This is a genomic window from Bacillus sp. FSL P4-0290 (genome assembly GCF_037975435.1).
Classification (GTDB): domain Bacteria; phylum Bacillota; class Bacilli; order Bacillales; family Bacillaceae; genus Bacillus; species Bacillus subtilis.
This window is the reverse complement of sequence record NZ_CP150253.1, coordinates 2,303,535-2,324,945: the sequence shown is the minus strand read 5'-3', so window position 1 is coordinate 2,324,945 and position 21,411 is coordinate 2,303,535. Positions and strand designations below refer to the sequence as shown.

Below are 21,411 nucleotides of genomic sequence, written 5' to 3'. Positions count from 1 at the left end.
GGGCGTTTTGAATGTTATTTTGAAAGTGAAACAGGGAGACTTTCTAATCCTCTTAAAAAGACATTTTTTCTCCATTGAATGTCATCAGGTGCAACCGCAAGTTCAATATCAGGAAATCTCTTCAGAAGTGCGTTAAATGCAATGTGGCCTTCCAGCCTGGCAAGAGGCGCTCCTAAGCAGAAATGAATGCCAAAACCGAAAGAAATATGTCTGTTAGGCGACCGATTTATATTTAATATTTCGGGGTTCTCAAAAAAATTCGGGTCGCGATTGGCAGATCCGATCCCTATAAAAATCATGTCTCCTCTTTTGATTGAATGCCCCTATATGTAAAGTCTTCGATGGCCCACCGATTTGCCATCATAACGACAGGTGAGGTGTATCGCAGCAATTCTTCAACCGCTGTAGCGATCATTTCAGGCTGCTGCTTGAGCTTCTCACATTCCTTCTTGTGCTGCAGCAATGCGAGTGTGCCTGAGCCGAGTAAGTTAACAGTCGTCTCAAGGCCGGCTACAACGAGCAAGAACAGCATCGAATAGAGCTCTTTTTCGCTTAACTTGCTGCCGTTTTCCTCAGCATGCACAAGTTTGCTGATTAAATCGTCTTTTGGCTTTATTCTTCTGTCATGGATCAGCTTGGAGATATAATCTTTAAATTCACGAAGGGCCTGATTTGTCAGCTCTCTGTTACCTTCAGAGGTATCAACCATCGCATTGGTCCAGATTTGAAACTGTGACCGATCTTCTTTTGGGATTCCCATCAATTCAGATATAACAATAAAAGGCAAAGGGGAAGCGAAGGATTTCATGATATCCGCTTTATTTTCTTTTTCCATTTCATCTAAAAGCTGTTCAGCAATTTGTTCAATGCTGCCGCGCAGATTTTCAATGGTTCGGGGAGTAAATGCTTGATGAACAAGTGATCTCAGGCGGGTATGGTCAGGTGTGTCTTTTGCCAGCATATGATCGGATACAAAATCGATATCTTCACTAACGTTGAGCATTTTGATTTGTTCTTGGTTCATCACATTTTTTACGTCTCTTGTAATTCGATTGTCTTTTAAAAAGGCCATACAATCATCGTATCGGGTAATTAACCAGGCCGGATATGTGGCTCCGAACCGTTTTAATTCAAATCGGTGAATGGGCTCTTCCTCTCTAAATCGTCCTAAAACTGAAAAAGGATTGTGATGAAACTCTTTACCATGCGGATGAAACATCAATTTTTCCATTTGCATTCTCCTCGCCTAATAGGGTAAATAGATGAATCAAATTGCTGAACTAGTTTACAAAAAACAGAATGATTTGAAATGTAATCCTGTCTCTAAAACTATATATCTATTTTAGGAGTCATTCAATAGGGTGAAGAACGAAAAAAGTGAAAAAACGGCTCGATATAAAGCAGCGCCTTTGAACGAAAGCTCAAAGGCGCTACGCTGTATTATTTTGATGAAAGTGACTGTCAGCTGTGCTGGATATCAATTGTATATACTGCACGATCTGTTACGACCTTCAATCCTTCGTTTTCTTGGTGAATATGAATGTCACCTAATAAAGGAATCTCATAGGCATTTTGCGGAAGCGGTACGTTTCCGTCCTCAGTGAATGTTGTTCCTTCGCCTTCTAAAACCAGCTCTTCTTTCGCAACATAATCATCAGGATGATTCGTACTGCGTATAGCCACTTTTTGAAGGTGGAGAACGATCTGATCCAAGTCTGATATCTCTTCATCATGGGTCAATTCACCTTTTCTAATATCAAGCGTCTGGCCGACTTTTGATTCCAGCCATTGAGAAAGCTGTGTATTCGTGTGTGCCATCAATATTCCTCCTTTTGATCTACACGATACTATTCCCAATTGCTGCATCTTTTACACGGAAAAGAGCCGCCTCACTCTTTATGTATGAAACAATTCGCTGTTGAGAGCCTTGATATAGCGTACGGCAGAACGCTGGACCGCTTCACTGGCATTTTCTTTGACAACTTTAGAAAAAGCATTGTAAAGCCGGTTGAATTGAAGCGGTTTTACTTTGGCTGCTATTTCTTCAACTTTGGAGGCGGGAAGGGGAATGAGGTTTGGGTAGCTGTACATAAAGCTGACCCAGTTTCGGTCCGCCGCAACCGTAATGATATCTCCGGTCAATAGACAGCCTTTCCCTTCATTGCCCTTGCTCCAATGCAAAACAGCACCGCCTTTAAAATGTCCGCCCAGTCGGTAAAGGTCCAGTCCCGGCTTCACGTTGAGCGTTTCCCCTGACCAGAAGTGAATGTGATTGCTTGGCCTTGTCACCCATTCTTTATCATCCTCATGGATATAGATCGGCGCCTGAAACGCTTCAGCCCACTCAACTTGAGTAGAGTAATAATGTGGATGAGACAAGGCGATGGCTTGAATACCGCCTAATTCGTTGATTTGGTCAATTGTCTTTTGGTCAAGATATGTCATGCAATCCCACAGCACATTGAAGCCCTTATGCTGGATAAGATGGGCTGTTTGTCCAATCGCAAACTCTGGTTCAGTTTTGATGCTGTAAAGATGCTCTTCTTCCTTTTTAAGGATGTTTTGAAGGTTTCCTTTCTCACGCATGTCTTCAAGGGTTGTCCAAGTTTGTCCATCGGGATGAATATACTGTCTTTCATCCTCGCAAATCAGACACGAGTTGGGCGGATCTACAGTCTGTGCATGTTGCACACCGCATGTATTGCAGATATAATATGGCACTTTCTTCACTTCCTTCATCTATTTTCCATTATTTTACCTTATGATTATGAATATTCAAACGAAAAAACCGGCAGTTCTGCTGAGAGAGAATTGCCGGTTTTTTGGTGCTTTCTATTGGCCGGGAACGGAATTTTCTGCGTTGACAGCGCCCGCTCCGTAGATATTCGGATCTTCATCTTTCCATTTGTCCGTGCCGTTTTTCAAAAGCTCTTTTACTTCATCAGGGGTAAGATCCGGGTTTTGCTGAAGAATTAAAGCTGCGATTCCTGCGCAAATCGGTGTTGCCATCGAGGTTCCTGACATTGTAAAGTACTGAGACCCTACACGGCTTGACTTTTGGAGCTTATCAATATAAGAATTCGGAGAGCGAAGGGAAATAATATTAACACCCGGCGCTAAAATATCGGGCTTTTCTTTCCCATATACTGTCGGGCCGCGGCTTGAGAAGGAAGCGACAGTATCATCATCGCTGCTTGCAGTATTGTTATCGTCAAGCGCACCTACTGTAATCACCTTTTCGCTCACGCCCGGGCTTGCAATGGTCTGCGAATCAGGGCCTGAGTTTCCGGCAGCGACACAGACGACAATCCCTGCGCTCCACGCTTCCTCAACCGCTCTGACTAACGGATCTTCCTGTTCATGATCATATCTAAGGGCATCGCCCCCGAGCGACATACTAATAATATCAATCGGTTCATCGGGGTTGTCCTCATTGTATTGAATACACCACTCAACACCCTCTATAATATCTGCTAACGTTCCTGAACCCTGCTTGTTTAATACCTTTACGCCGATGAGATTGGCTTCCGGTGCAGGGCCGCGGTATTGACCGGAAGAGGATGCGCCGCTGCTTGCGACATCACCTGCACAGTGTGTGCCATGACCATTATCATCGTACGGCTCTGTTTTTTGATTGACCATGTCCGCGAATCTGATAATTCTGCCTTCTAGATCAGGATGCGGGTAGATTCCTGTATCGACAACAGCGACAGTAACACCTTTTCCTGTCAGGGTTTGCCCGTTTCTGACGACTTCCTTCGCATGGCTTGCTTCGGTTGCCGTGTCTAAAAGCGCTTTGACTTCGCGGTTTAAATACACTTTACGGATATTGCTGCATTCAGAGAGAAGGGAATGTAATGCTGAAGGAGTAACCTCGGCGCTGCAGCAGTTGATTTTGTTGAAGCGGCTTTTTAGCTTGCTGCGTTTTTCTTTTTGCAGCACCTCTCCAGCCATTTGAAAGCCGGTCTCGTGACAGCCTTCCTCAAATTCGATAATGACTGACATTTTTTTTCTGTTTTGCAATTTGGTTTCGAAAAATTTATGCAAGAAGCAAGGAGTCCATTTGAAGGGCTTGTAAAGTTGCAATACGGTTTCCCGTAACGGCCAATCTAGCTTGTGAGCATTTGCTCTCACCATTTGTACCATAGAGTACCCAAACATGTATTTTCCTCCTATTATAAGGTTCTCTGTATACTCTATGAACAGATGATAGGTTTGGTAAGTTTGTTTGTCCTCTGTAAGAGACAGACAAGAGTTTGTTTTTCTGAATCTTTCGCATTAGATACGATAGATTCAGAAGCTGAGGAAATCATTGGGGATTGAAAAAGAACGTTTGTTCGTATTATAATGTGATCATATCAAACTGGGAAGGGGAGAGCAACCGTATGAATTTCTACTTGCACCGATCTTTGGAAAGCCAAATGCCAATCAGCATTATATATATGAAGAAAGACGGAACGATTAGTAAAAGAACGATTATTGTGAGACAGAAAAGCAAAACGAAAATCAAAGCATTTTGTTTTTCGAAACAACAGATCAGAACATTTTTATTGGACTCTATCCTCTCCTGTGATTTTGTGAGAACAAATAAGCAAAATCTCTATTCTGCAGGCCGGTAACAGCTGTCCGTCTCAGCAACCGGGCAACCTGTTACTAAAACCCTCCTTAAACCTATATACATTTATTTGCCAAGTGAGGTTGTTCCTACCTTTTTTGTCTTTCCTCTCAACCTTTTTTCACTCTTATTTGAAATGAACCGCTAATAACCGTGACAATCAATTGATTTTTTGAAACCGGGAACTTTTTCACTGATGATATTGTGTATACAATGGTAAGATAAAACCTATTGGCTAAACCTCATATAATGAACCGCGCCATTCTTATGAAAGGAGTTAAACATGAGAAGATTTTTACTAAATGTCATATTAGTCTTAGCCATTGTCTTGTTCTTGAGATATGTTCATTACTCATTGGAACCAGAACCATCAAATCAGCCAGATACATATTCAAATTTCAGCAGCTTGGCAGAGAATGAGAGCCCAGCCGATTACGATATTTCATATAATGAGAAAAAAGGAAGCAAAGTCTTAATTATGTCTCCGCATGGCGGAAGAATTGAAGGCGGAGTAAGTGAGCTTGTGCGTTATTTCAATAATGAATACTCTACATACCTATTTGAAGGGTTGAAGTCCCATGATAACCAAACACTGCACATTACAAGCACCAACTTTGATGAGCCATTGGCAAAAAAGAAAATCAAGGAGCATCAATATGTGGTGGCTTTTCACGGATATAAAGGAGAGAACAAGAATACCCTTGTAGGGGGAACAGACCGAAAGCGGGCGAAAATGATTGTGAGAGCCCTTGAGCGGAGAGGGTTTTCCGCTGAGTTAGCGTCGTCTAAAAGCGGTCTTGCTGGATTGAATGCCGAAAACATTAATAACCAAGGGGAAACGGGGCTAAGTATCCAGCTGGAAATCAGCCGTGAGCAGAGAGAAGCATTTTTTGATGATTTTTATTATAAAAATAGAAAATACACAAAGAACAGTGAATTTTATGCTTATGTCAGTGCGATCAAAGGTGTCCTGGAAAAAGAGTATTCGTAACAAGCAGATCAGAAGACAAAATAAGAGAAGATCAGTAGACTGAAATAGGATAAAAAAGGAGGCAAAACAATGGCAGATCATCATTTTTATTTAAAAGCGAACTGGCCGGGTAACCGTAATGATGTCGGTACGATCGAAAGCGGAAACCTGATCACATCGATTTCCATTCCTAAAGAAATGGATGGCCCGGGAGAAGGGACCAACCCAGATGAAATGCTTCTCGGGGCGGCAGCGACCTGTTACATTATTACACTTGCAGCGATGATGGAGAGAAGCGGGCTGGAAAAAGAAGGCTTACAGATGGAGTCAGAAGGCATTGTCGACGTCACAAAAGGAGTCTTTACATACAAAAAGATCATTCACCGTCCCTCTGTCGTGCTTAAACATGATGCTTCACAAGACGACGTCGCATTGGCGCACAAGCTTTGTAAAAAAGCGGAGTCGTCATGCATGATTTCGCGTGCAATTCAAGGAAATGTCGAGCTGCAGCTTGAAGCCTCTGTGAAACTGGGTGGAGAATAAAGAAAACAGACGGTCACTCACAGGCCGTCTGTTTTTTATCTTCAGCGTGGGCTTTCGATTGATTTAGCACGACCACGCCTGCAATGACAAGCGTGAGACCGAATACACCTTTTAAACTGATGGTTTCGCCAAAAAGCAAAAACCCGACAATTGCTGTAAGCGCGGTACCAACGCCCGACCATGTTGCATACGCGCTTGATAAGTCAATTGTTTTTAAAGAAAAGCTTAGAAACGTAAAAGCAGAAAGAAATCCGACTATGACTCCGGCAATGGGCCAGGCTTGTGTAAATCCTTCTGAAAGCTTCAACATCGTGCTCCCAAACACTTCAGATACAATGGCGAGAGCCAAATAAAGCAATCCTCTCATCTTCATCACTCCTTTACGGCCAATTAAGTAACACGACCCCTGATAGTAATAAAAGAATCCCGATAAGCCCTTTGGCATTCAGATCTTCCTTGAACCATTTTACTCCGATCACTGTCGTCAGCACCGTGCCTGCCCCGCTCCAAGTCGCATAGGAGAGGCTCAGGGGAATATGGTTTAAAGTCAGGGACAGCATATAAAAGGCGAGGGAATAGCCAATAACGACCAAAGCACTTGGCTTCCACTTTTTGAAGCCATCAGATACTTTCAGCATGGCTGCTCCTATCGATTCCGAACATATGGCAATCGTGAGGAATATATATCCTATCAACATCATGAATTCTCCTCACTATATTTTTAGATTAGAAAAAAAACTTCAGCTAGAAAAATATTAGTGTATGCCTATGTATGAGTCAAGAGATTCATTTTCACACACTTAAAAAGACCCCTTTTTAAGGGGCCTTTTGCGTTTAATAATAATAAGGGAACGGGGCATACGGATAATAGGGGTATCCGCCATAAAAATAAGGATTAAATAAAGCGCTTCCTATAAGCCCGCCTGCAAGGCCGCCGATAAACGGTCCTCCAAAAAATCCGAATGGCCGGCCAAACCCATAACCAAATCCGGGTCTTCCAAACCCGTAACCGAACCCGAACGGTCTTCCAAACCCAAATGGTCTCCCGAATCCGAACGGTCTTCCAAATATTCTTGTATCTTCAGGGCTGAAATGCTCTAACTCGTTCATGTTTTCTTTCCTCCTGTAATAAAGTGTAGATGATGCAGTGTATTCACCCTGCCCGGATTTGATTGGGCGAATCGAGAAAAAGGAGGATGTGAACACATTGGGCCTGTATCAGTCTGACTGGTCAAAAGCACCGCCCCACGCACATGCCTATCATGTCAAAACAACGAGAGAACAGGGCCATTATCATCTCATTGAAGGGTTTACTCAGCCGGCAAACGGATCAAATACCGATCAGCATACACATTACTATACAGGGATCACTTCATTTGAAAACGGCCATTTTCATCGGTATTACGGAATCTCAGGGCCGGCGATTCCCTTAGCAGATGGCACACATTATCATGAAATCGAAGAAACGACATATCTGGCCTATAACGAGCCGATTGAGATCCAGTACGGAGGGGTTGTGTACGATCCCGGAGATGACAGAAGAAAAACGCATCGTCATACCCTGAAAGGAAAGACAAGGGAAATTGTCGGCAATGAGCCGCTCGGCTGGTAGAAGGATGTTTACCGATGCAAAAAAAGGGCAAAATGGATAGGTGGTTGTCCATGTTGAATGCTATAATGGGGGGAGATTTATAAAAGAGAGTGATACATATTGAATAATACGAAGCAGCCCGTTGTCATTTTAGTCGGACCGACGGCAGTGGGGAAAACCAATTTAAGTATTCAGCTAGCCAAATCCTTAAACGCGGAAATTATCAGCGGAGATTCGATGCAGATTTATAAAGGGATGGATATTGGAACAGCTAAAATTACCGAACAGGAGATGGAGGGAGTGCCCCATCATCTGATTGACATTTTAGATCCCCAAGACTCTTTCTCTACTGCCGATTATCAAAGCTTAGTAAGAAATAAAATCAGCGAGATTGCAAATAGAGGAAAGCTTCCGATGATTGTCGGCGGTACAGGGCTTTATATACAATCTGTGCTTTACGATTATACATTTACGGAAGAGGCAAATGATCCCGTGTTTCGAGAGAGCATGCAAATGGCCGCTGAGCGGGAAGGCGCTGACTTTCTTCATGCCAAACTTGCTGCAGCAGATCCCGAGGCAGCAGCTGCGATTCATCCGAATAATACAAGAAGAGTCATTCGCGCACTGGAAATTTTACATACGTCCGGAAAAACGATGTCCCAGCATTTGAAGGAACAAAAACGAGAACTTCTGTACAATGCAGTGTTAATTGGCCTGACAATGGATAGAGACACGCTTTACGAAAGAATTAATCAGCGGGTCGATATGATGATGCAGTCAGGCCTTCTTCCGGAAGTGAAACGCTTATACGACAAGAACGTGAGAGACTGTCAATCAATACAGGCGATAGGCTATAAAGAGCTGTATGCATATTTTGACGGTTTTGTGACACTTTCCGATGCTGTCGAACAGCTAAAGCAGAACTCGAGGCGGTATGCGAAACGCCAGCTGACGTGGTTTCGCAACAAAATGCAGGTCACATGGTTCGATATGACACCGCCTGTTGATATGGAGCTGAAAAAAAAGGGAATTTTCACACATATAGCAGGAAAACTCGAACTTTAATCGAAAATGTATGATATAGAGAATCAAGGAGGACGAAACATGAAACCGATTAATATTCAGGATCAGTTTTTGAATCAAATCCGGAAAGAAAATACGTATGTCACTGTTTTTTTGCTGAACGGCTTTCAGTTGCGGGGCCAGGTGAAAGGCTTTGATAACTTTACCGTATTGTTGGAATCGGAAGGTAAGCAGCAGCTTATATATAAACATGCGATCTCAACGTTTGCGCCGCAAAAAAACGTCCAGCTTGAACTCGAATAGATCAAAAAATGCCATGTCAAGACATGAGGAAAGGCTGCCGGGGGTTCCCGGCGGCCATTTTTAACATGAATCCACTTTTGCTCCAAGCTTTTTGTGTAAGCTGACCATGCCAAGGCACGGTCTTTTTTTATGAGAACAACATACGGAAGTGAAAATGGTATATTATGTATAAAATGAATTTGGGAGTGATCGACCTTGTTTGAAAGTGAAGCAGAACTGAGACGAATCAGGATTGCACTTGTATGGATAGCTGTCTTTTTACTGTTCGGGGCGTGCGGGAATCAAGATACCATTATTGAAACAGACAGCGGCAATTCAGACTATGAAACGCCTCAGCCCACCTCGTTTCCACTTGAACATAACCATTTTGGCGTGATGGAGGACGGCTATATCAAAATTTATGAGTATAATGAGTCCCGCAATGAGGTAAAGCTGAAGAAAGAATACGCGGATGATGAGCTTGAATAAAATTCACAAGCATTCGAATTTACAAAGCGGATTCCAGCCGCTAAACTAAATACAGACACAGATCAAACAGAGGGTGAAAACATGAAGCATAAAGTGATCGTGAATCATTGGGAAGAAATTTGCGAAGATGATTCTTGCTATGAATACGGAACAAGTATCATTGTGAACGGAAAAGAATTAATCAGAGAAGCGTCAATTATCACTGCTTTGAAGGCGGTTTTAGAAGAGATCGGCGCGGATGTTGAAATAGAAGAAACAGTAGAGAGCGAAAAATGCTGTGATAGCTTAAGAAAAAAAAATCTAGACTACTAAGCAGTTTTTTTTCATGTTATGATATACATCGGCTAAAAACGACACCTCGAGTAGGACGAGAGATGATTCTCGTTCTGCTCTCTTTTTTGGGCCCTAATGAGTCTGTCCATTTGCCTGATTTGATCAAAATATGAATTTTTCATAAAAACGAATCTATATATTGTGTTTTTGCTAGAGGGTAGTATACTATATATAGTGTTAGTGATGAGAGATTCATATTTTTTGATAGGTCGTGATAAAACGTGGTACAAATCATATTTGATTCGAAAACAGGGAATGTTCAGCGGTTTGTGAATAAAACAGGCTTTCAGCAGATACGCAAGGTGGACGAAATGGACCACGTGGACACTCCGTTTGTTTTGGTCACCTACACGACAAACTTCGGCCAGGTACCGGCATCAACACAATCATTTCTCGAAAAATACGCCCATCTCTTATTAGGAGTCGCTGCGAGCGGCAACAAAGTATGGGGCGATAACTTTGCAAAAAGCGCCGATACCATTTCAAGACAATATCAGGTGCCGATCTTGCACAAATTTGAACTCAGCGGCACATCTAAAGACGTTGAATTGTTTACTCAGGAGGTAGAAAGAGTTGTCACAAAATCAAGTGCCAAAATGGATCCAGTTAAATAACGAAATCATGATCCAAAAAGATGGAAAATTCCAGTTTGATAAGGATAAAGAGGCTGTACATAGCTATTTTGTAGATTATATCAATCAAAACACAGTCTTCTTTCACGATTTAAAAGAGAAGCTGGATTATTTGGTTGAAAACCAATACTACGAAGAGGAATTCTTAAGCCTTTATTCTTTTGAAGACATTAAAGAAGTGTTTAAGACAGCTTACGCTAAGAAGTTTCGTTTTCCTTCCTTCATGAGTGCGTTTAAATTCTATAATGACTATGCTTTGAAAACGAATGACAAGAAAAAAATCCTCGAGCGTTATGAGGACCGGATCTCAATTGTTGCGCTGTTCTTCGCTAACGGCGACACTGAGAAAGCAAAAGAATATGTAAACCTGATGATCAATCAAGAATATCAGCCGAGCACACCGACATTTCTGAACGCCGGCAGAAAACGCCGCGGTGAACTTGTGAGCTGCTTCTTGCTGGAAGTCAATGATTCCTTAAATGACATTTCAAGAGCGATCGATATCTCCATGCAGCTTTCTAAGCTTGGCGGCGGGGTTTCTCTTAACCTGTCCAAGCTTCGCGCGAAAGGTGAAGCCATTAAAGATGTTGAGAATGCGACAAAAGGCGTTGTAGGCGTCATGAAGCTTCTTGATAACGCGTTCCGTTACGCTGACCAAATGGGACAAAGACAAGGGTCCGGCGCGGCGTATTTAAACATTTTCCACCGCGATATCAATGATTTTCTTGATACGAAAAAGATTTCTGCGGATGAAGATGTGCGTGTCAAAACGCTTTCGATCGGTGTTGTCATTCCGGATAAGTTCGTTGAGCTTGCACGCGAGGACAAAGCGGCTTATGTATTCTACCCGCACACGATTTATAAAGAGTACGGCCAGCACATGGATGAGATGGACATGAACGAAATGTACGACAAGTTTGTCGACAATCCTCGGGTGAAAAAGGAAAAAATCAACCCGCGGAAACTGCTTGAAAAATTGGCGATGCTTCGTTCTGAATCAGGCTATCCATACATCATGTTCCAAGATAACGTCAATAAAGTGCATGCGAATAACCATATTTCCAAGGTCAAATTTTCTAACCTTTGCTCTGAAGTGCTGCAGGCATCTCAAGTTTCTTCATACACAGACTATGATGAAGAAGATGAAATCGGTCTGGATATTTCCTGCAACCTGGGTTCGCTTAACATTCTAAATGTCATGGAGCATAAATCAATCGAAAAGACAGTCAAGCTTGCGACAGACTCTTTAACACACGTGTCTGAAACAACTGACATCCGTAATGCGCCTGCTGTAAGACGGGCAAACAAAGCGATGAAATCAATCGGCCTCGGTGCTATGAACCTTCACGGCTACCTTGCGCAAAACGGCATTGCGTATGAAAGTCCGGAAGCGCGTGACTTTGCAAACACGTTCTTTATGATGGTGAACTTCTACTCCATCCAGCGTTCTGCGGAAATCGCAAAAGAGAAGGGTGAAACGTTTGATCAATATGAAGGCTCAACCTATGCGACAGGTGAATACTTTGACAAATACGTTTCTACTGATTTCTCACCGAAATATGAAAAAATAGCTAATCTGTTTGAAGGTATGCATATCCCGACGACAGAGGACTGGAAAAAGCTAAAAGCATTTGTGGCTGAACACGGTATGTATCACAGCTACAGATTATGCATTGCGCCGACAGGCTCTATCTCATACGTTCAATCAAGTACGGCGTCTGTTATGCCGATTATGGAACGCATTGAAGAACGAACATACGGCAACTCAAAAACGTACTACCCAATGCCTGGGCTTGCATCTAATAACTGGTTCTTCTATAAAGAAGCCTACGATATGGACATGTTCAAGGTTGTGGATATGATCGCCACTATCCAGCAGCACATTGATCAGGGAATCAGCTTTACATTGTTCTTAAAAGACACAATGACGACCCGTGATTTAAACCGAATCGATCTGTATGCACATCATAGAGGTATTAAAACCATTTACTATGCAAGAACGAAAGATACTGGGCAAGACAGCTGCCTTTCTTGTGTTGTTTGATTAAAGGAGAGTTTATAGTGACAAAAATTTATGACGCAGCAAACTGGTCAAAGCATGAAGACGATTTTACCCAAATGTTCTATAACCAAAACGTGAAACAGTTCTGGCTTCCGGAAGAGATTGCTTTAAACGGCGATCTCCTCACATGGAAGTACCTCGGAAAAAATGAGCAGGACACTTATATGAAGGTACTGGCCGGACTTACGCTTCTTGATACAGAGCAGGGGAATACGGGGATGCCGATCGTGGCTGAACACGTAGACGGCCACCAGCGGAAAGCGGTGCTGAACTTTATGGCGATGATGGAGAACGCTGTCCATGCGAAGTCGTACTCTAATATTTTCATGACCCTTGCACCGACTGAAACGATCAATGAAGTATTTGAATGGGTTAAACAAAATAAATATTTGCAGAAAAAAGCGCAAATGATTGTCGGGCTTTACAAAGCCATTCAAAAAGATGATGAAATTTCACTGTTCAAAGCGATGGTTGCTTCCGTCTATCTGGAAAGCTTCCTTTTCTACAGCGGTTTCTATTATCCGTTATATTTCTACGGACAAGGAAAACTGATGCAAAGCGGTGAGATCATTAACCTGATCCTTCGTGACGAAGCGATTCACGGCGTGTATGTCGGTCTCCTTGCTCAGGAAATTTATAATAAACAGACAGAAGAGAAAAAAGCAGAGCTTCGTGAATTTGCGATCGACCTCCTGAATCAGTTATATGAAAATGAGCTTGAGTATACAGAGGACTTGTACGATCAAGTCGGGCTCTCACATGATGTAAAGAAATTCATCCGCTATAATGCGAATAAAGCGCTGATGAACCTTGGATTTGATCCATACTTCGAAGAGGAAGACATTAATCCGATCGTTTTAAACGGATTAAACACAAAAACAAAATCGCATGACTTCTTCTCTATGAAGGGGAATGGTTATAAAAAAGCGACAGTTGAGCCGCTCAAAGATGATGACTTTTATTTTGAAGATGAAAAAGAGCAGATATAATATCTGCTCTTTTCGGCTTGAAGGTTCAAATGAGGAGGACGCAGTACCCATGGGAAAAATGGACGAAATGATTTTAGTTGCCCCGCGCGATGATGTGTTTAAGAAAGAAAGCTTAACCTTCCAGGGCGTGTACAGTGAAGATAGCAGAGTAGCCGAAATCATGGCTCAGATTGAAGCGGCCTATCGTGAAATGAGAAGAGGGGACGCAGAAGAAGATCCGCGTTTCAAGCAGCCGATACCTTATGTCGTCATTAAGCGTGAAGATGAAGTTTTTCTTTACGAGCGGCTGGCTGGCGGCGGTGAATCACGACTACACAACAAGCTTTCTCTCGGCTTTGGCGGTCATATGAACGCCATCGAAGGGGCAGCTTCATTTGCTGAAGTCTTAAAGCTGAACACAGACCGTGAGCTTGAGGAAGAACTGCAAATAAATGAAGAAGATAAACAGGCGATTGTCACACTGGGATTGATCAATGATGATGAAAACAGTGTTGGTAAAGTGCATATCGGTATTCTTTCTGCGCTTCAATTAAAGCCTGGCGCACAAGTGGAAGTGAAGGAGAAAGAACAAATTGCGGGTAAATGGATGAAAGTTTCTGAATTAAAACAGGATGACATCTACAACCGTCTGGAAACATGGTCACAGTTTGTTGTTGATATTCTTGAATAAAAAAACCCGGTTTCTCGCGATGAGGAGCCGGGTTTTTTTATGAGACGCTCGTCCCCGTCTCGGCTATGATTCTAGGATCACAATAGCATCAAAGCCGGCATTTTTCGCTCTGGCAGCGAGGGTGTCTGCATTGTCTTTGGATGAAAATGCGCCAATCTGCACTTTGTATAATCCGTCCTTTAAAAGGACAATCGAGTCAAAACCTTTGGCTTCGGCATTACTTGCGAGCGAGTCGGCATTCGCTTTGACTTTAAATGCGCCGATTTGAACCTTATATAACCCTGAGCTAGAAGTCTTTTTAAGGTTAAAGGCTTGCTCCAGCCCCTTTGCATGTCCTCTCGCTAAGCTTTGAATAAAACTGCTCGTTTTCAGCTTATTTGCATCGGCAACGGTATCAATGAAGCCGTTCTCGGTCAAGAGGGCAGGCATTGCCGACTCCCTTAGGACGTGGAAGTTCGCTGTTTTTTTGCCGCGATCGGCAAAGTCGACAGCTTGTATCACTTCAGAGTGAATTGCCGATTGATAAGTCGTCGTCGGGGCTCCTACATCTGGATAAATATAGCTTTCAAAACCTGTGCCTCCCCCTGAATTAACGTGAATGGACAAAAAGAAATCTGCTCCCCAGTTATTTGCGGCATTTGTCCGGTCGTTTAAGCTGACATATTGGTCGCTTGTCCGGCTCAGCAGCAGAGAAACGCCTTCATATTCATTAGTTAATATCGTACGTAAGGCTAAAGCGATTTGCAGGGTTAACGTTTTTTCCTGAAGGCCATTACCTGTTGCGCCTGGATCAGACCCGCCATGGCCAGGATCAATAAAAATTTTAACCATTTTTCATCACCTCATTACAGGATATGAAAAAACACGGCTTCTGCTTGTACGATTATCATTCAACTGAAAAATGAGGAAATAACCCTTTCACATCCAGAAATTATTTCTCGGGAAAGCGCACAATTCAACATGAAGCGACAACAGATACGGTCCGACATGAAATCTGTGCATACGCCATATGTTTGTATGTACTATGGGTTCGGTTAACCTGCACTGATTCCTGCTGGTTTTAAGCTTTGCGTTCATATTAAATCAAGCATTTAAAACGTAAATTGATGAGGAAAGCTCCTTTCATTAAAGACACCGCTTTATAAATCGAAAAAAAGAAAAACACTTCAGGTATCTTAGGGCGGGTAATACGCTTCGTACAAAAAACAGCCCGTTGTATGAAAAAGAAATAATGAGAAAGAAGCTCACTATAATACTCTGACAAAATGATTAAAAACAAAATCTCATGGTTTGTCCACTCCATGTCCGTGAATACAATAAGAAATAAAGTATTTCTCGGGAAAGCGCAGGATTCCTTATTGTTCCCGAAAAAAGCAATTGTTTCGACACATGATAGGCGTTTGTCACAATCGGCATCCGCTTGAATATCATATAGAGAGAACAGAGAGGTGAAGATGTTGGAGCGCGCTGTGACTTATAAAAACAACGGACAGATCAACATTATTCTGAACGGGCAAAAGCAGGTGCTGACGAATGCTGAGGCAGAGGCGGAATATCAGGCTGCATTGCAAAAAAACGAAGCAAAGCACGGCATTTTGAAGGAAATCGAAAAAGAGATGAGCGCATTAGTTGGGATGGAGGAAATGAAACGCAACATCAAGGAAATATACGCCTGGATTTTTGTGAACCAAAAACGCGCGGAGCAAGGCTTGAAGGTTGGAAAGCAAGCGTTGCACATGATGTTTAAAGGAAATCCGGGAACGGGAAAAACGACGGTTGCACGGCTCATCGGCAAGCTGTTCTTTGAAATGAATGTCCTGTCAAAAGGCCACTTAATAGAAGCGGAGCGGGCTGACCTGGTCGGGGAGTATATCGGACACACCGCCCAAAAGACGAGAGATTTAATCAAAAAGTCATTAGGTGGCATTTTGTTTATAGACGAAGCCTACTCGCTGGCAAGAGGCGGCGAAAAGGACTTTGGGAAAGAAGCGATCGACACACTTGTAAAGCATATGGAAGACAAACAGCATGAGTTTATTTTGATACTCGCCGGATATTCACGGGAAATGGATCATTTTCTCTCGTTAAATCCCGGACTCCAATCAAGATTTCCCATCTCCATTGATTTTCCGGATTACTCTGTGACCCAGCTCATGGAGATTGCGAAACGAATGATCGATGAAAGGGAATACCAGCTCAGTCAAGAAGCGGAATGGAAATTGAAAGATTACTTAATGACAGTGAAAAGCACGACAAGCCCCATTAAATTCAGCAATGGACGTTTTGTCAGAAATGTGATCGAAAAATCGATCAGAGCACAAGCCATGAGGCTTTTAATGGGAGACCAATACTTAAAAAGCGACTTGATGACCATCAAAAGCCAAGATCTTTCCATTAAAGAAGAAGCATCTGGATCTGCATAGACCTCTCAGTTTTTGAGAGGTCTGTTTTTTGCTCGTATTTCCGCTTTTCAAAGCAATCGATTTGTGGTATACACATGCAGGGTTTGGTATGATAATACTACTGCCCAATATGCAAAAGAAAGGAACATCCATTTGAACGAACAAGAAACGATTCAGGAGAAAGCCATTTTAGTCGGATGTCAGCTGCCGCATATCACGGATGAGCATTTTGAAAATTCTATGGAAGAGCTAGCATCTCTGACGAAAACAGCAGACGGAAAAGTACTGACCAGCGTCACACAAAAACGGAACAGGGCTGACGCCGCTACATATATAGGAAAAGGGAAGGTAGAAGAGCTGAAGGCACTGGTGGAAGAGCTTGAAGCTGATCTCCTCATCTTTAATGATGAACTGTCGCCAAGTCAGCTGAAGTCATTGGCAACAGCAATTGAAGTGAAGATGATTGACCGCACGCAATTGATATTAGATATTTTTGCAAAGCGGGCGAGAACGAGAGAAGGCAAACTTCAAATTGAGCTGGCTCAGCTGCAATATGCACTGCCGCGTCTGACGGGACAAGGGATCAATCTCTCCCGGCAAGGCGGAGGAATTGGGGCAAGAGGTCCCGGGGAAACGAAACTGGAAACCGACCGCCGCCATATCAGAAATCGCATTCATGAAATCAACACACAGCTTTCCACTGTCATTCGCCATAGAAGCCGATACCGTGAAAGAAGAAAGAAAAACGGTGTGCTTCAAATTGCGCTTGTCGGCTATACAAACGCAGGGAAATCAACATGGTTCAACCGCCTGACGAGTGCTGACAGCTATGAAGAAGATCTCCTGTTTGCCACGCTGGACCCGATGACCAGAAAAATGGTCCTGCCAAGCGGCTACAGTGTTCTTCTTTCAGATACAGTAGGATTTATTCAGGATCTTCCGACGACATTGATTGCTGCATTCCGCTCAACGCTTGAGGAAGTAAAAGAAGCGGATTTGATCCTGCATTTAATTGATTCTTCAAATGAGGATTATGCGGGACATGAAAAAACAGTGCTTCGGCTTCTCGAGGAGCTTGAAGCAGATGATATCCCGATGCTGACGGCTTACAATAAACGTGATCAAAAACTGCCTGATTTTATACCGTCCGCCGGAAGGGATCACATTATGGTCAGTGCGAAATTTGAGGACGACGCTGCAGCCTTTAAAGAAGCGATTCAGCGCTATTTGCGCCAAGAACTGTTAACGTCTTTTGAAGCACATGTGCCGGCAAGTGAAGGGAAGCTCCTTTCCAGAATCAAATCGGAAACGATGGTAGACCGCTTCTATTTTAATGAAGAAAATGAACAGTATGACATATCCGGCTATGTCCAAGAAGAGCAAAGTATCATCGGTGAATTAAAGAAGTATATGTAGGAAGGAAATATAAAGACATGTTTGACACATTAACACACGGAGAATTATTGAAGAAAACGGCAATGGAAGTGGAAGCGGACATTGCCGGCATTCATAAACAAATAGAAGAAATCAGCGAGCGAAATGAGTGGAGAGTGCTTCAAAGCTATAGAAAACACAAAGTAAGCGACACTCATTTCACGCCGTCTACTGGATACGGCTATGATGATATCGGAAGAGACACGCTTGAAAGCATATATGCGGATGTGTTTGGCGGAGAAGCGGGGCTTGTAAGACCGCAAATCATTTCAGGCACACATGCCATCTCGATTGCTTTGTTTGGTGTCCTCAGACCGGGGGACGAGCTCCTTTATATCACGGGCAAGCCGTATGATACACTCGAGGAAATTGTGGGCGTCAGGGGTGGAGAAAACGCTGGTTCGTTAAAGGATTTTCAAATCGGCTATAATGCGGTTGATCTGACGAAAGACGGAAAGATAGACTATGATGCAGTCGCCGCTGCGATCAATCCGAAGACAAAAGTAATCGGCATTCAGCGCTCAAAAGGATATGCGAATCGCCCTTCTTTCTTAATTAGTGAAATAAAAGAAATGATCCGTTTTGTAAAAGAAATCAATGAAAACCTGATCGTCTTTGTGGACAACTGTTACGGAGAATTTGTGGAAGAGCTTGAGCCTTGCCATGTCGGAGCCGATCTGATGGCGGGATCTCTCATTAAAAATCCCGGCGGCGGCCTTGCGAAAACAGGCGGCTACCTCGTCGGAAAAGCGAAATGGATTGAAGCTTGCTCATACCGTATGACGTCACCCGGTATCGGCAGAGAAGCGGGGGCATCTCTTTACTCGCTCCAAGAAATGTACCAAGGCTTCTTTTTGGCGCCTCACGTTGTGTCTCAAAGTCTAAAGGGAGCGGTGTTTACAGCGAGATTCCTTGAAAAACTCGGCTTCACTTCAAACCCGAAATGGGATGCGAAAAGAACGGATTTAATACAATCCGTTGAGTTTTCTGACAGAGAAAAGATGATTGCTTTTTGCCAGGCTATTCAATTTGCATCGCCAATCAATGCTCATGTGACGCCTTATCCAGCCTACATGCCTGGATACGAGGATGATGTCATTATGGCAGCAGGGACGTTTATTCAAGGAGCAAGCATCGAATTATCAGCTGATGGCCCTATCCGCCCGCCGTATGTAGCGTATGTTCAGGGAGGATTAACCTATTCGCATGTGAAGAATGCCATATGCAGTGCAGTGGATTCATTGATGCAAAAGCAATTAATTTAAATTTTTTAAAAATTTCTCTGTATTTTGATGTTAAGAATCCTTACATCGTATTGACACAAAATATAACATCACCTATAATGAAACTAAGTTAAGAAAAGGAGGAAATTGAGATGAGTGATAATATTCGCCGCTCAATGCCTTTATTTCCAATAGGAATTGTCATGCAGTTAACTGAGTTATCAGCAAGACAAATTCGATATTATGAGGAAAATGGACTGATATTTCCAGCCAGAAGTGAAGGGAATAGACGATTATTTTCATTTCATGATGTAGATAAACTGTTAGAAATCAAGCACCTGATAGAACAAGGTGTAAACATGGCAGGAATTAAACAGATTCTGGCGAAAGCCGAAGCTGAGCCAGAGCAAAAACAAAGCGAGAAGACGAAAAAACCAATGAAACATGATCTGTCCGATGACGAACTGAGACAGCTCCTGAAAAACGAGCTCATGCAAGCCGGCCGTTTTCAAAGAGGGAATACATTCCGTCAAGGCGACATGTCCCGCTTCTTTCATTAATCCGTTAGCAACTGTTTTGCTATATACATTTACCTTTTAAGAGGAGGAATTTTACCAAATGGCAAAGTACACTAGAGAAGATATCGAAAAATTAGTAAAAGAAGAAAACGTGAAGTATATCCGCCTTCAATTTACTGACATTCTTGGAACAATCAAGAATGTTGAGATTCCTGTAAGCCAGCTTGGAAAAGCGCTTGATAATAAAGTCATGTTTGACGGTTCTTCTATTGAGGGATTCGTTCGTATCGAAGAGTCAGACATGTACCTGTATCCAGATCTAAATACATTTGTTATCTTCCCATGGACAGCTGAAAAAGGTAAAGTAGCACGTTTCATCTGTGATATTTACAATCCGGATGGCACACCTTTCGAAGGTGACCCGCGAAACAACTTAAAACGGATTCTGAAAGAAATGGAAGACCTCGGCTTCAGTGATTTCAACCTTGGACCTGAGCCTGAATTCTTCTTATTCAAATTGGACGAAAAAGGCGAGCCAACGCTTGAACTAAACGACAAAGGCGGATATTTCGACTTAGCTCCAACGGATTTAGGAGAAAACTGCCGCCGCGATATCGTGCTTGAGCTTGAAGAGATGGGCTTTGAAATCGAAGCATCTCACCATGAGGTAGCACCTGGTCAGCACGAAATTGACTTTAAATATGCTGGAGCAGTCCGCTCTTGTGATGACATCCAAACATTTAAACTAGTTGTCAAAACAATTGCCCGCAAACACGGCCTGCATGCGACATTTATGCCAAAACCATTGTTCGGCGTGAACGGTTCTGGTATGCACTGCAATCTATCACTCTTCAAAAATGGTGTTAACGCATTCTTTGATGAAAGCGCAGATCTTCAGTTAAGTGAAACAGCGAAACACTTCATCGCAGGTATCGTGAAGCACGCAACAAGCTTTACAGCAGTAACAAACCCGACAGTAAACTCTTACAAACGTCTTGTTCCTGGCTATGAAGCACCTTGTTATGTAGCATGGAGCGCGCAAAACAGAAGCCCGCTTATCCGTATCCCGGCTTCTCGCGGCATCAGCACACGTGTTGAAGTACGCAGCGTAGACCCAGCTGCAAACCCATACCTTGCACTTAGCGTATTGCTTGCTGCAGGATTAGACGGAATCAAAAACAAACTGGAAGCGCCGGCTCCAATCGACCGCAACATCTATGTGATGAGCAAAGAAGAGCGCATGGAAAACGGAATCGTTGACCTTCCAGCAACACTTGCGGAAGCGCTAGAAGAATTCAAATCAAACGAAGTCATGGTCAAAGCGCTGGGCGAGCACCTATTCGAACACTTCATCGAAGCAAAAGAAATCGAATGGGATATGTTCCGCACGCAAGTACATCCTTGGGAACGCGAACAGTATATGTCTCAGTATTAATCTTTCAATCCCTTGGCACTAAAGGTGTCAAGGGATTTTTTATGTTAATAGGTAATAAATTATGGAGCGGCACTGCTAAAAGCAGGTCACTTTTAATTATGTCACTAATAAGACAATGTACTAAATTTTCAAGTAGGAAAATAATTTTATGCTTAAGGAAAGCAATACGCATAAATAATTCGACAAATTCTGTGATAATT

Annotated in this window: 24 protein-coding genes and 1 pseudogene; 17 read left to right on the top strand and 8 right to left on the bottom strand. The window is 42.8% G+C overall.

Features of this window, described 5'->3' with window-relative positions; translation table 11 throughout:
- Positions 1-14 precede the first annotated feature (14 nt).
- The 4 genes and pseudogenes from MKY10_RS12450 to aprX form a co-directional block, all read right to left on the bottom strand.
- Positions 15-1,231 (bottom strand): annotated as a pseudogene (locus MKY10_RS12450) (cytochrome P450).
- A 230-nt stretch (positions 1,232-1,461) separates the two neighbouring features.
- The gene (locus tag MKY10_RS12445) at positions 1,462-1,818 is read right to left on the bottom strand and encodes a hypothetical protein (protein WP_003231786.1); all 357 of its coding nucleotides are present in this window, start codon (positions 1,816-1,818) and stop codon (positions 1,462-1,464) included.
- A 78-nt stretch (positions 1,819-1,896) separates the two neighbouring features.
- Positions 1,897-2,721 (bottom strand): MBL fold metallo-hydrolase, encoded by an 825-nt coding sequence (locus MKY10_RS12440; protein WP_088325918.1) that lies wholly within the window; start codon positions 2,719-2,721, stop codon positions 1,897-1,899.
- Between the two features lie 111 nt (positions 2,722-2,832).
- A complete protein-coding gene (aprX, locus tag MKY10_RS12435; protein ID WP_046381045.1) occupies positions 2,833-4,161 on the bottom strand; it encodes a serine protease AprX in 1,329 nt (442 codons plus the stop codon).
- Positions 4,162-4,385: 224 nt separating this feature from the next.
- Here aprX and MKY10_RS12430 point away from each other — a divergent pair, with 224 nt between their 5' ends.
- The 3 genes from MKY10_RS12430 (at position 4,386) to MKY10_RS12420 (ending at position 6,128) form a co-directional block, all read left to right on the top strand.
- Entirely contained in the window at positions 4,386-4,619 is a 234-nt protein-coding gene (locus MKY10_RS12430; protein WP_014476869.1) for a hypothetical protein, read from the top strand.
- 279 nt (positions 4,620-4,898) lie between these two features.
- Positions 4,899-5,606, top strand: coding sequence for a poly-gamma-glutamate hydrolase family protein (locus tag MKY10_RS12425; RefSeq protein WP_003245758.1), 708 nt, complete (start codon positions 4,899-4,901; stop codon positions 5,604-5,606).
- 69 nt (positions 5,607-5,675) lie between these two features.
- A complete protein-coding gene (locus MKY10_RS12420) occupies positions 5,676-6,128 on the top strand; it encodes an OsmC family protein (protein WP_015252044.1) in 453 nt (150 codons plus the stop codon).
- Positions 6,129-6,141: 13 nt separating this feature from the next.
- Here MKY10_RS12420 and ebrB read toward each other — a convergent pair whose 3' ends face one another.
- The 3 genes from ebrB to MKY10_RS12405 form a co-directional block, all read right to left on the bottom strand.
- On the bottom strand, positions 6,142-6,495 hold the full coding sequence (gene ebrB, locus MKY10_RS12415) for a multidrug efflux SMR transporter subunit EbrB (protein ID WP_003245163.1): 354 nt from the start codon (positions 6,493-6,495) through the stop codon (positions 6,142-6,144).
- A 13-nt stretch (positions 6,496-6,508) separates the two neighbouring features.
- Positions 6,509-6,826: a multidrug efflux SMR transporter subunit EbrA gene (gene ebrA / locus MKY10_RS12410; protein WP_009967307.1), complete on the bottom strand. Its 318-nt coding sequence runs from the start codon at positions 6,824-6,826 to the stop codon at positions 6,509-6,511.
- Positions 6,827-6,962: 136 nt separating this feature from the next.
- Positions 6,963-7,238 carry a hypothetical protein gene (locus tag MKY10_RS12405; protein WP_029317825.1) on the bottom strand — a complete coding sequence of 92 codons (276 nt, stop codon included), beginning with the start codon at positions 7,236-7,238 and terminating at the stop codon, positions 6,963-6,965.
- Positions 7,239-7,326: 88 nt separating this feature from the next.
- On the opposite strand from MKY10_RS12405, the gene MKY10_RS12400 reads away from it, so the two are divergent.
- The 9 genes from MKY10_RS12400 (at position 7,327) to MKY10_RS12360 (ending at position 14,199) form a co-directional block, all read left to right on the top strand.
- Complete coding sequence (locus tag MKY10_RS12400; protein ID WP_003231769.1) at positions 7,327-7,740, top strand: YmaF family protein; 414 nt, start codon at positions 7,327-7,329, stop codon at positions 7,738-7,740.
- A gap of 99 nt (positions 7,741-7,839) precedes the next feature.
- On the top strand, positions 7,840-8,784 hold the full coding sequence (miaA, locus tag MKY10_RS12395) for a tRNA (adenosine(37)-N6)-dimethylallyltransferase MiaA (RefSeq protein WP_048654889.1): 945 nt from the start codon (positions 7,840-7,842) through the stop codon (positions 8,782-8,784).
- A 39-nt stretch (positions 8,785-8,823) separates the two neighbouring features.
- Positions 8,824-9,045, top strand: a complete 222-nt coding sequence (hfq, locus tag MKY10_RS12390; RefSeq protein WP_003221097.1) for an RNA chaperone Hfq — start codon at positions 8,824-8,826, stop codon at positions 9,043-9,045.
- Positions 9,046-9,240: 195 nt separating this feature from the next.
- Positions 9,241-9,513: a YmzC family protein gene (locus MKY10_RS12385; protein WP_014479841.1), complete on the top strand. Its 273-nt coding sequence runs from the start codon at positions 9,241-9,243 to the stop codon at positions 9,511-9,513.
- An 81-nt stretch (positions 9,514-9,594) separates the two neighbouring features.
- Positions 9,595-9,825 (top strand): hypothetical protein, encoded by a 231-nt coding sequence (locus MKY10_RS12380; RefSeq protein WP_003245262.1) that lies wholly within the window; start codon positions 9,595-9,597, stop codon positions 9,823-9,825.
- Positions 9,826-10,067: 242 nt separating this feature from the next.
- On the top strand, positions 10,068-10,460 hold the full coding sequence (gene nrdI / locus MKY10_RS12375) for a class Ib ribonucleoside-diphosphate reductase assembly flavoprotein NrdI (RefSeq protein WP_003231758.1): 393 nt from the start codon (positions 10,068-10,070) through the stop codon (positions 10,458-10,460).
- Positions 10,420-12,522, top strand: coding sequence for a class 1b ribonucleoside-diphosphate reductase subunit alpha (nrdE, locus tag MKY10_RS12370; protein WP_014479842.1), 2,103 nt, complete (start codon positions 10,420-10,422; stop codon positions 12,520-12,522). The genes nrdI and nrdE overlap by 41 nt, the downstream gene beginning before the upstream one ends.
- 17 nt (positions 12,523-12,539) lie before the next feature.
- Positions 12,540-13,529 carry a class 1b ribonucleoside-diphosphate reductase subunit beta gene (gene nrdF, locus MKY10_RS12365; protein ID WP_003231754.1) on the top strand — a complete coding sequence of 330 codons (990 nt, stop codon included), beginning with the start codon at positions 12,540-12,542 and terminating at the stop codon, positions 13,527-13,529.
- A gap of 49 nt (positions 13,530-13,578) precedes the next feature.
- Entirely contained in the window at positions 13,579-14,199 is a 621-nt protein-coding gene (locus MKY10_RS12360; protein ID WP_003245105.1) for a hypothetical protein, read from the top strand.
- A 63-nt stretch (positions 14,200-14,262) separates the two neighbouring features.
- Here MKY10_RS12360 and cwlC read toward each other — a convergent pair whose 3' ends face one another.
- Entirely contained in the window at positions 14,263-15,030 is a 768-nt protein-coding gene (gene cwlC, locus MKY10_RS12355; protein WP_046381048.1) for a sporulation-specific N-acetylmuramoyl-L-alanine amidase, read from the bottom strand.
- 623 nt (positions 15,031-15,653) lie between these two features.
- On the opposite strand from cwlC, the gene spoVK reads away from it, so the two are divergent.
- The 5 genes from spoVK (at position 15,654) to glnA (ending at position 21,211) form a co-directional block, all read left to right on the top strand.
- Positions 15,654-16,622 (top strand): stage V sporulation protein K, encoded by a 969-nt coding sequence (gene spoVK, locus MKY10_RS12350; protein ID WP_003231746.1) that lies wholly within the window; start codon positions 15,654-15,656, stop codon positions 16,620-16,622.
- Positions 16,623-16,754: 132 nt separating this feature from the next.
- On the top strand, positions 16,755-18,017 hold the full coding sequence (gene hflX / locus MKY10_RS12345) for a GTPase HflX (RefSeq protein ID WP_015483254.1): 1,263 nt from the start codon (positions 16,755-16,757) through the stop codon (positions 18,015-18,017).
- Between the two features lie 17 nt (positions 18,018-18,034).
- Complete coding sequence (locus MKY10_RS12340; protein WP_003245218.1) at positions 18,035-19,300, top strand: aminotransferase class I/II-fold pyridoxal phosphate-dependent enzyme; 1,266 nt, start codon at positions 18,035-18,037, stop codon at positions 19,298-19,300.
- Between the two features lie 110 nt (positions 19,301-19,410).
- Positions 19,411-19,818, top strand: coding sequence for a transcriptional repressor GlnR (glnR, locus tag MKY10_RS12335; protein ID WP_014476884.1), 408 nt, complete (start codon positions 19,411-19,413; stop codon positions 19,816-19,818).
- A 58-nt stretch (positions 19,819-19,876) separates the two neighbouring features.
- Positions 19,877-21,211, top strand: coding sequence for a type I glutamate--ammonia ligase (gene glnA / locus MKY10_RS12330; RefSeq protein WP_015252037.1), 1,335 nt, complete (start codon positions 19,877-19,879; stop codon positions 21,209-21,211).
- Positions 21,212-21,411 lie beyond the last annotated feature (200 nt).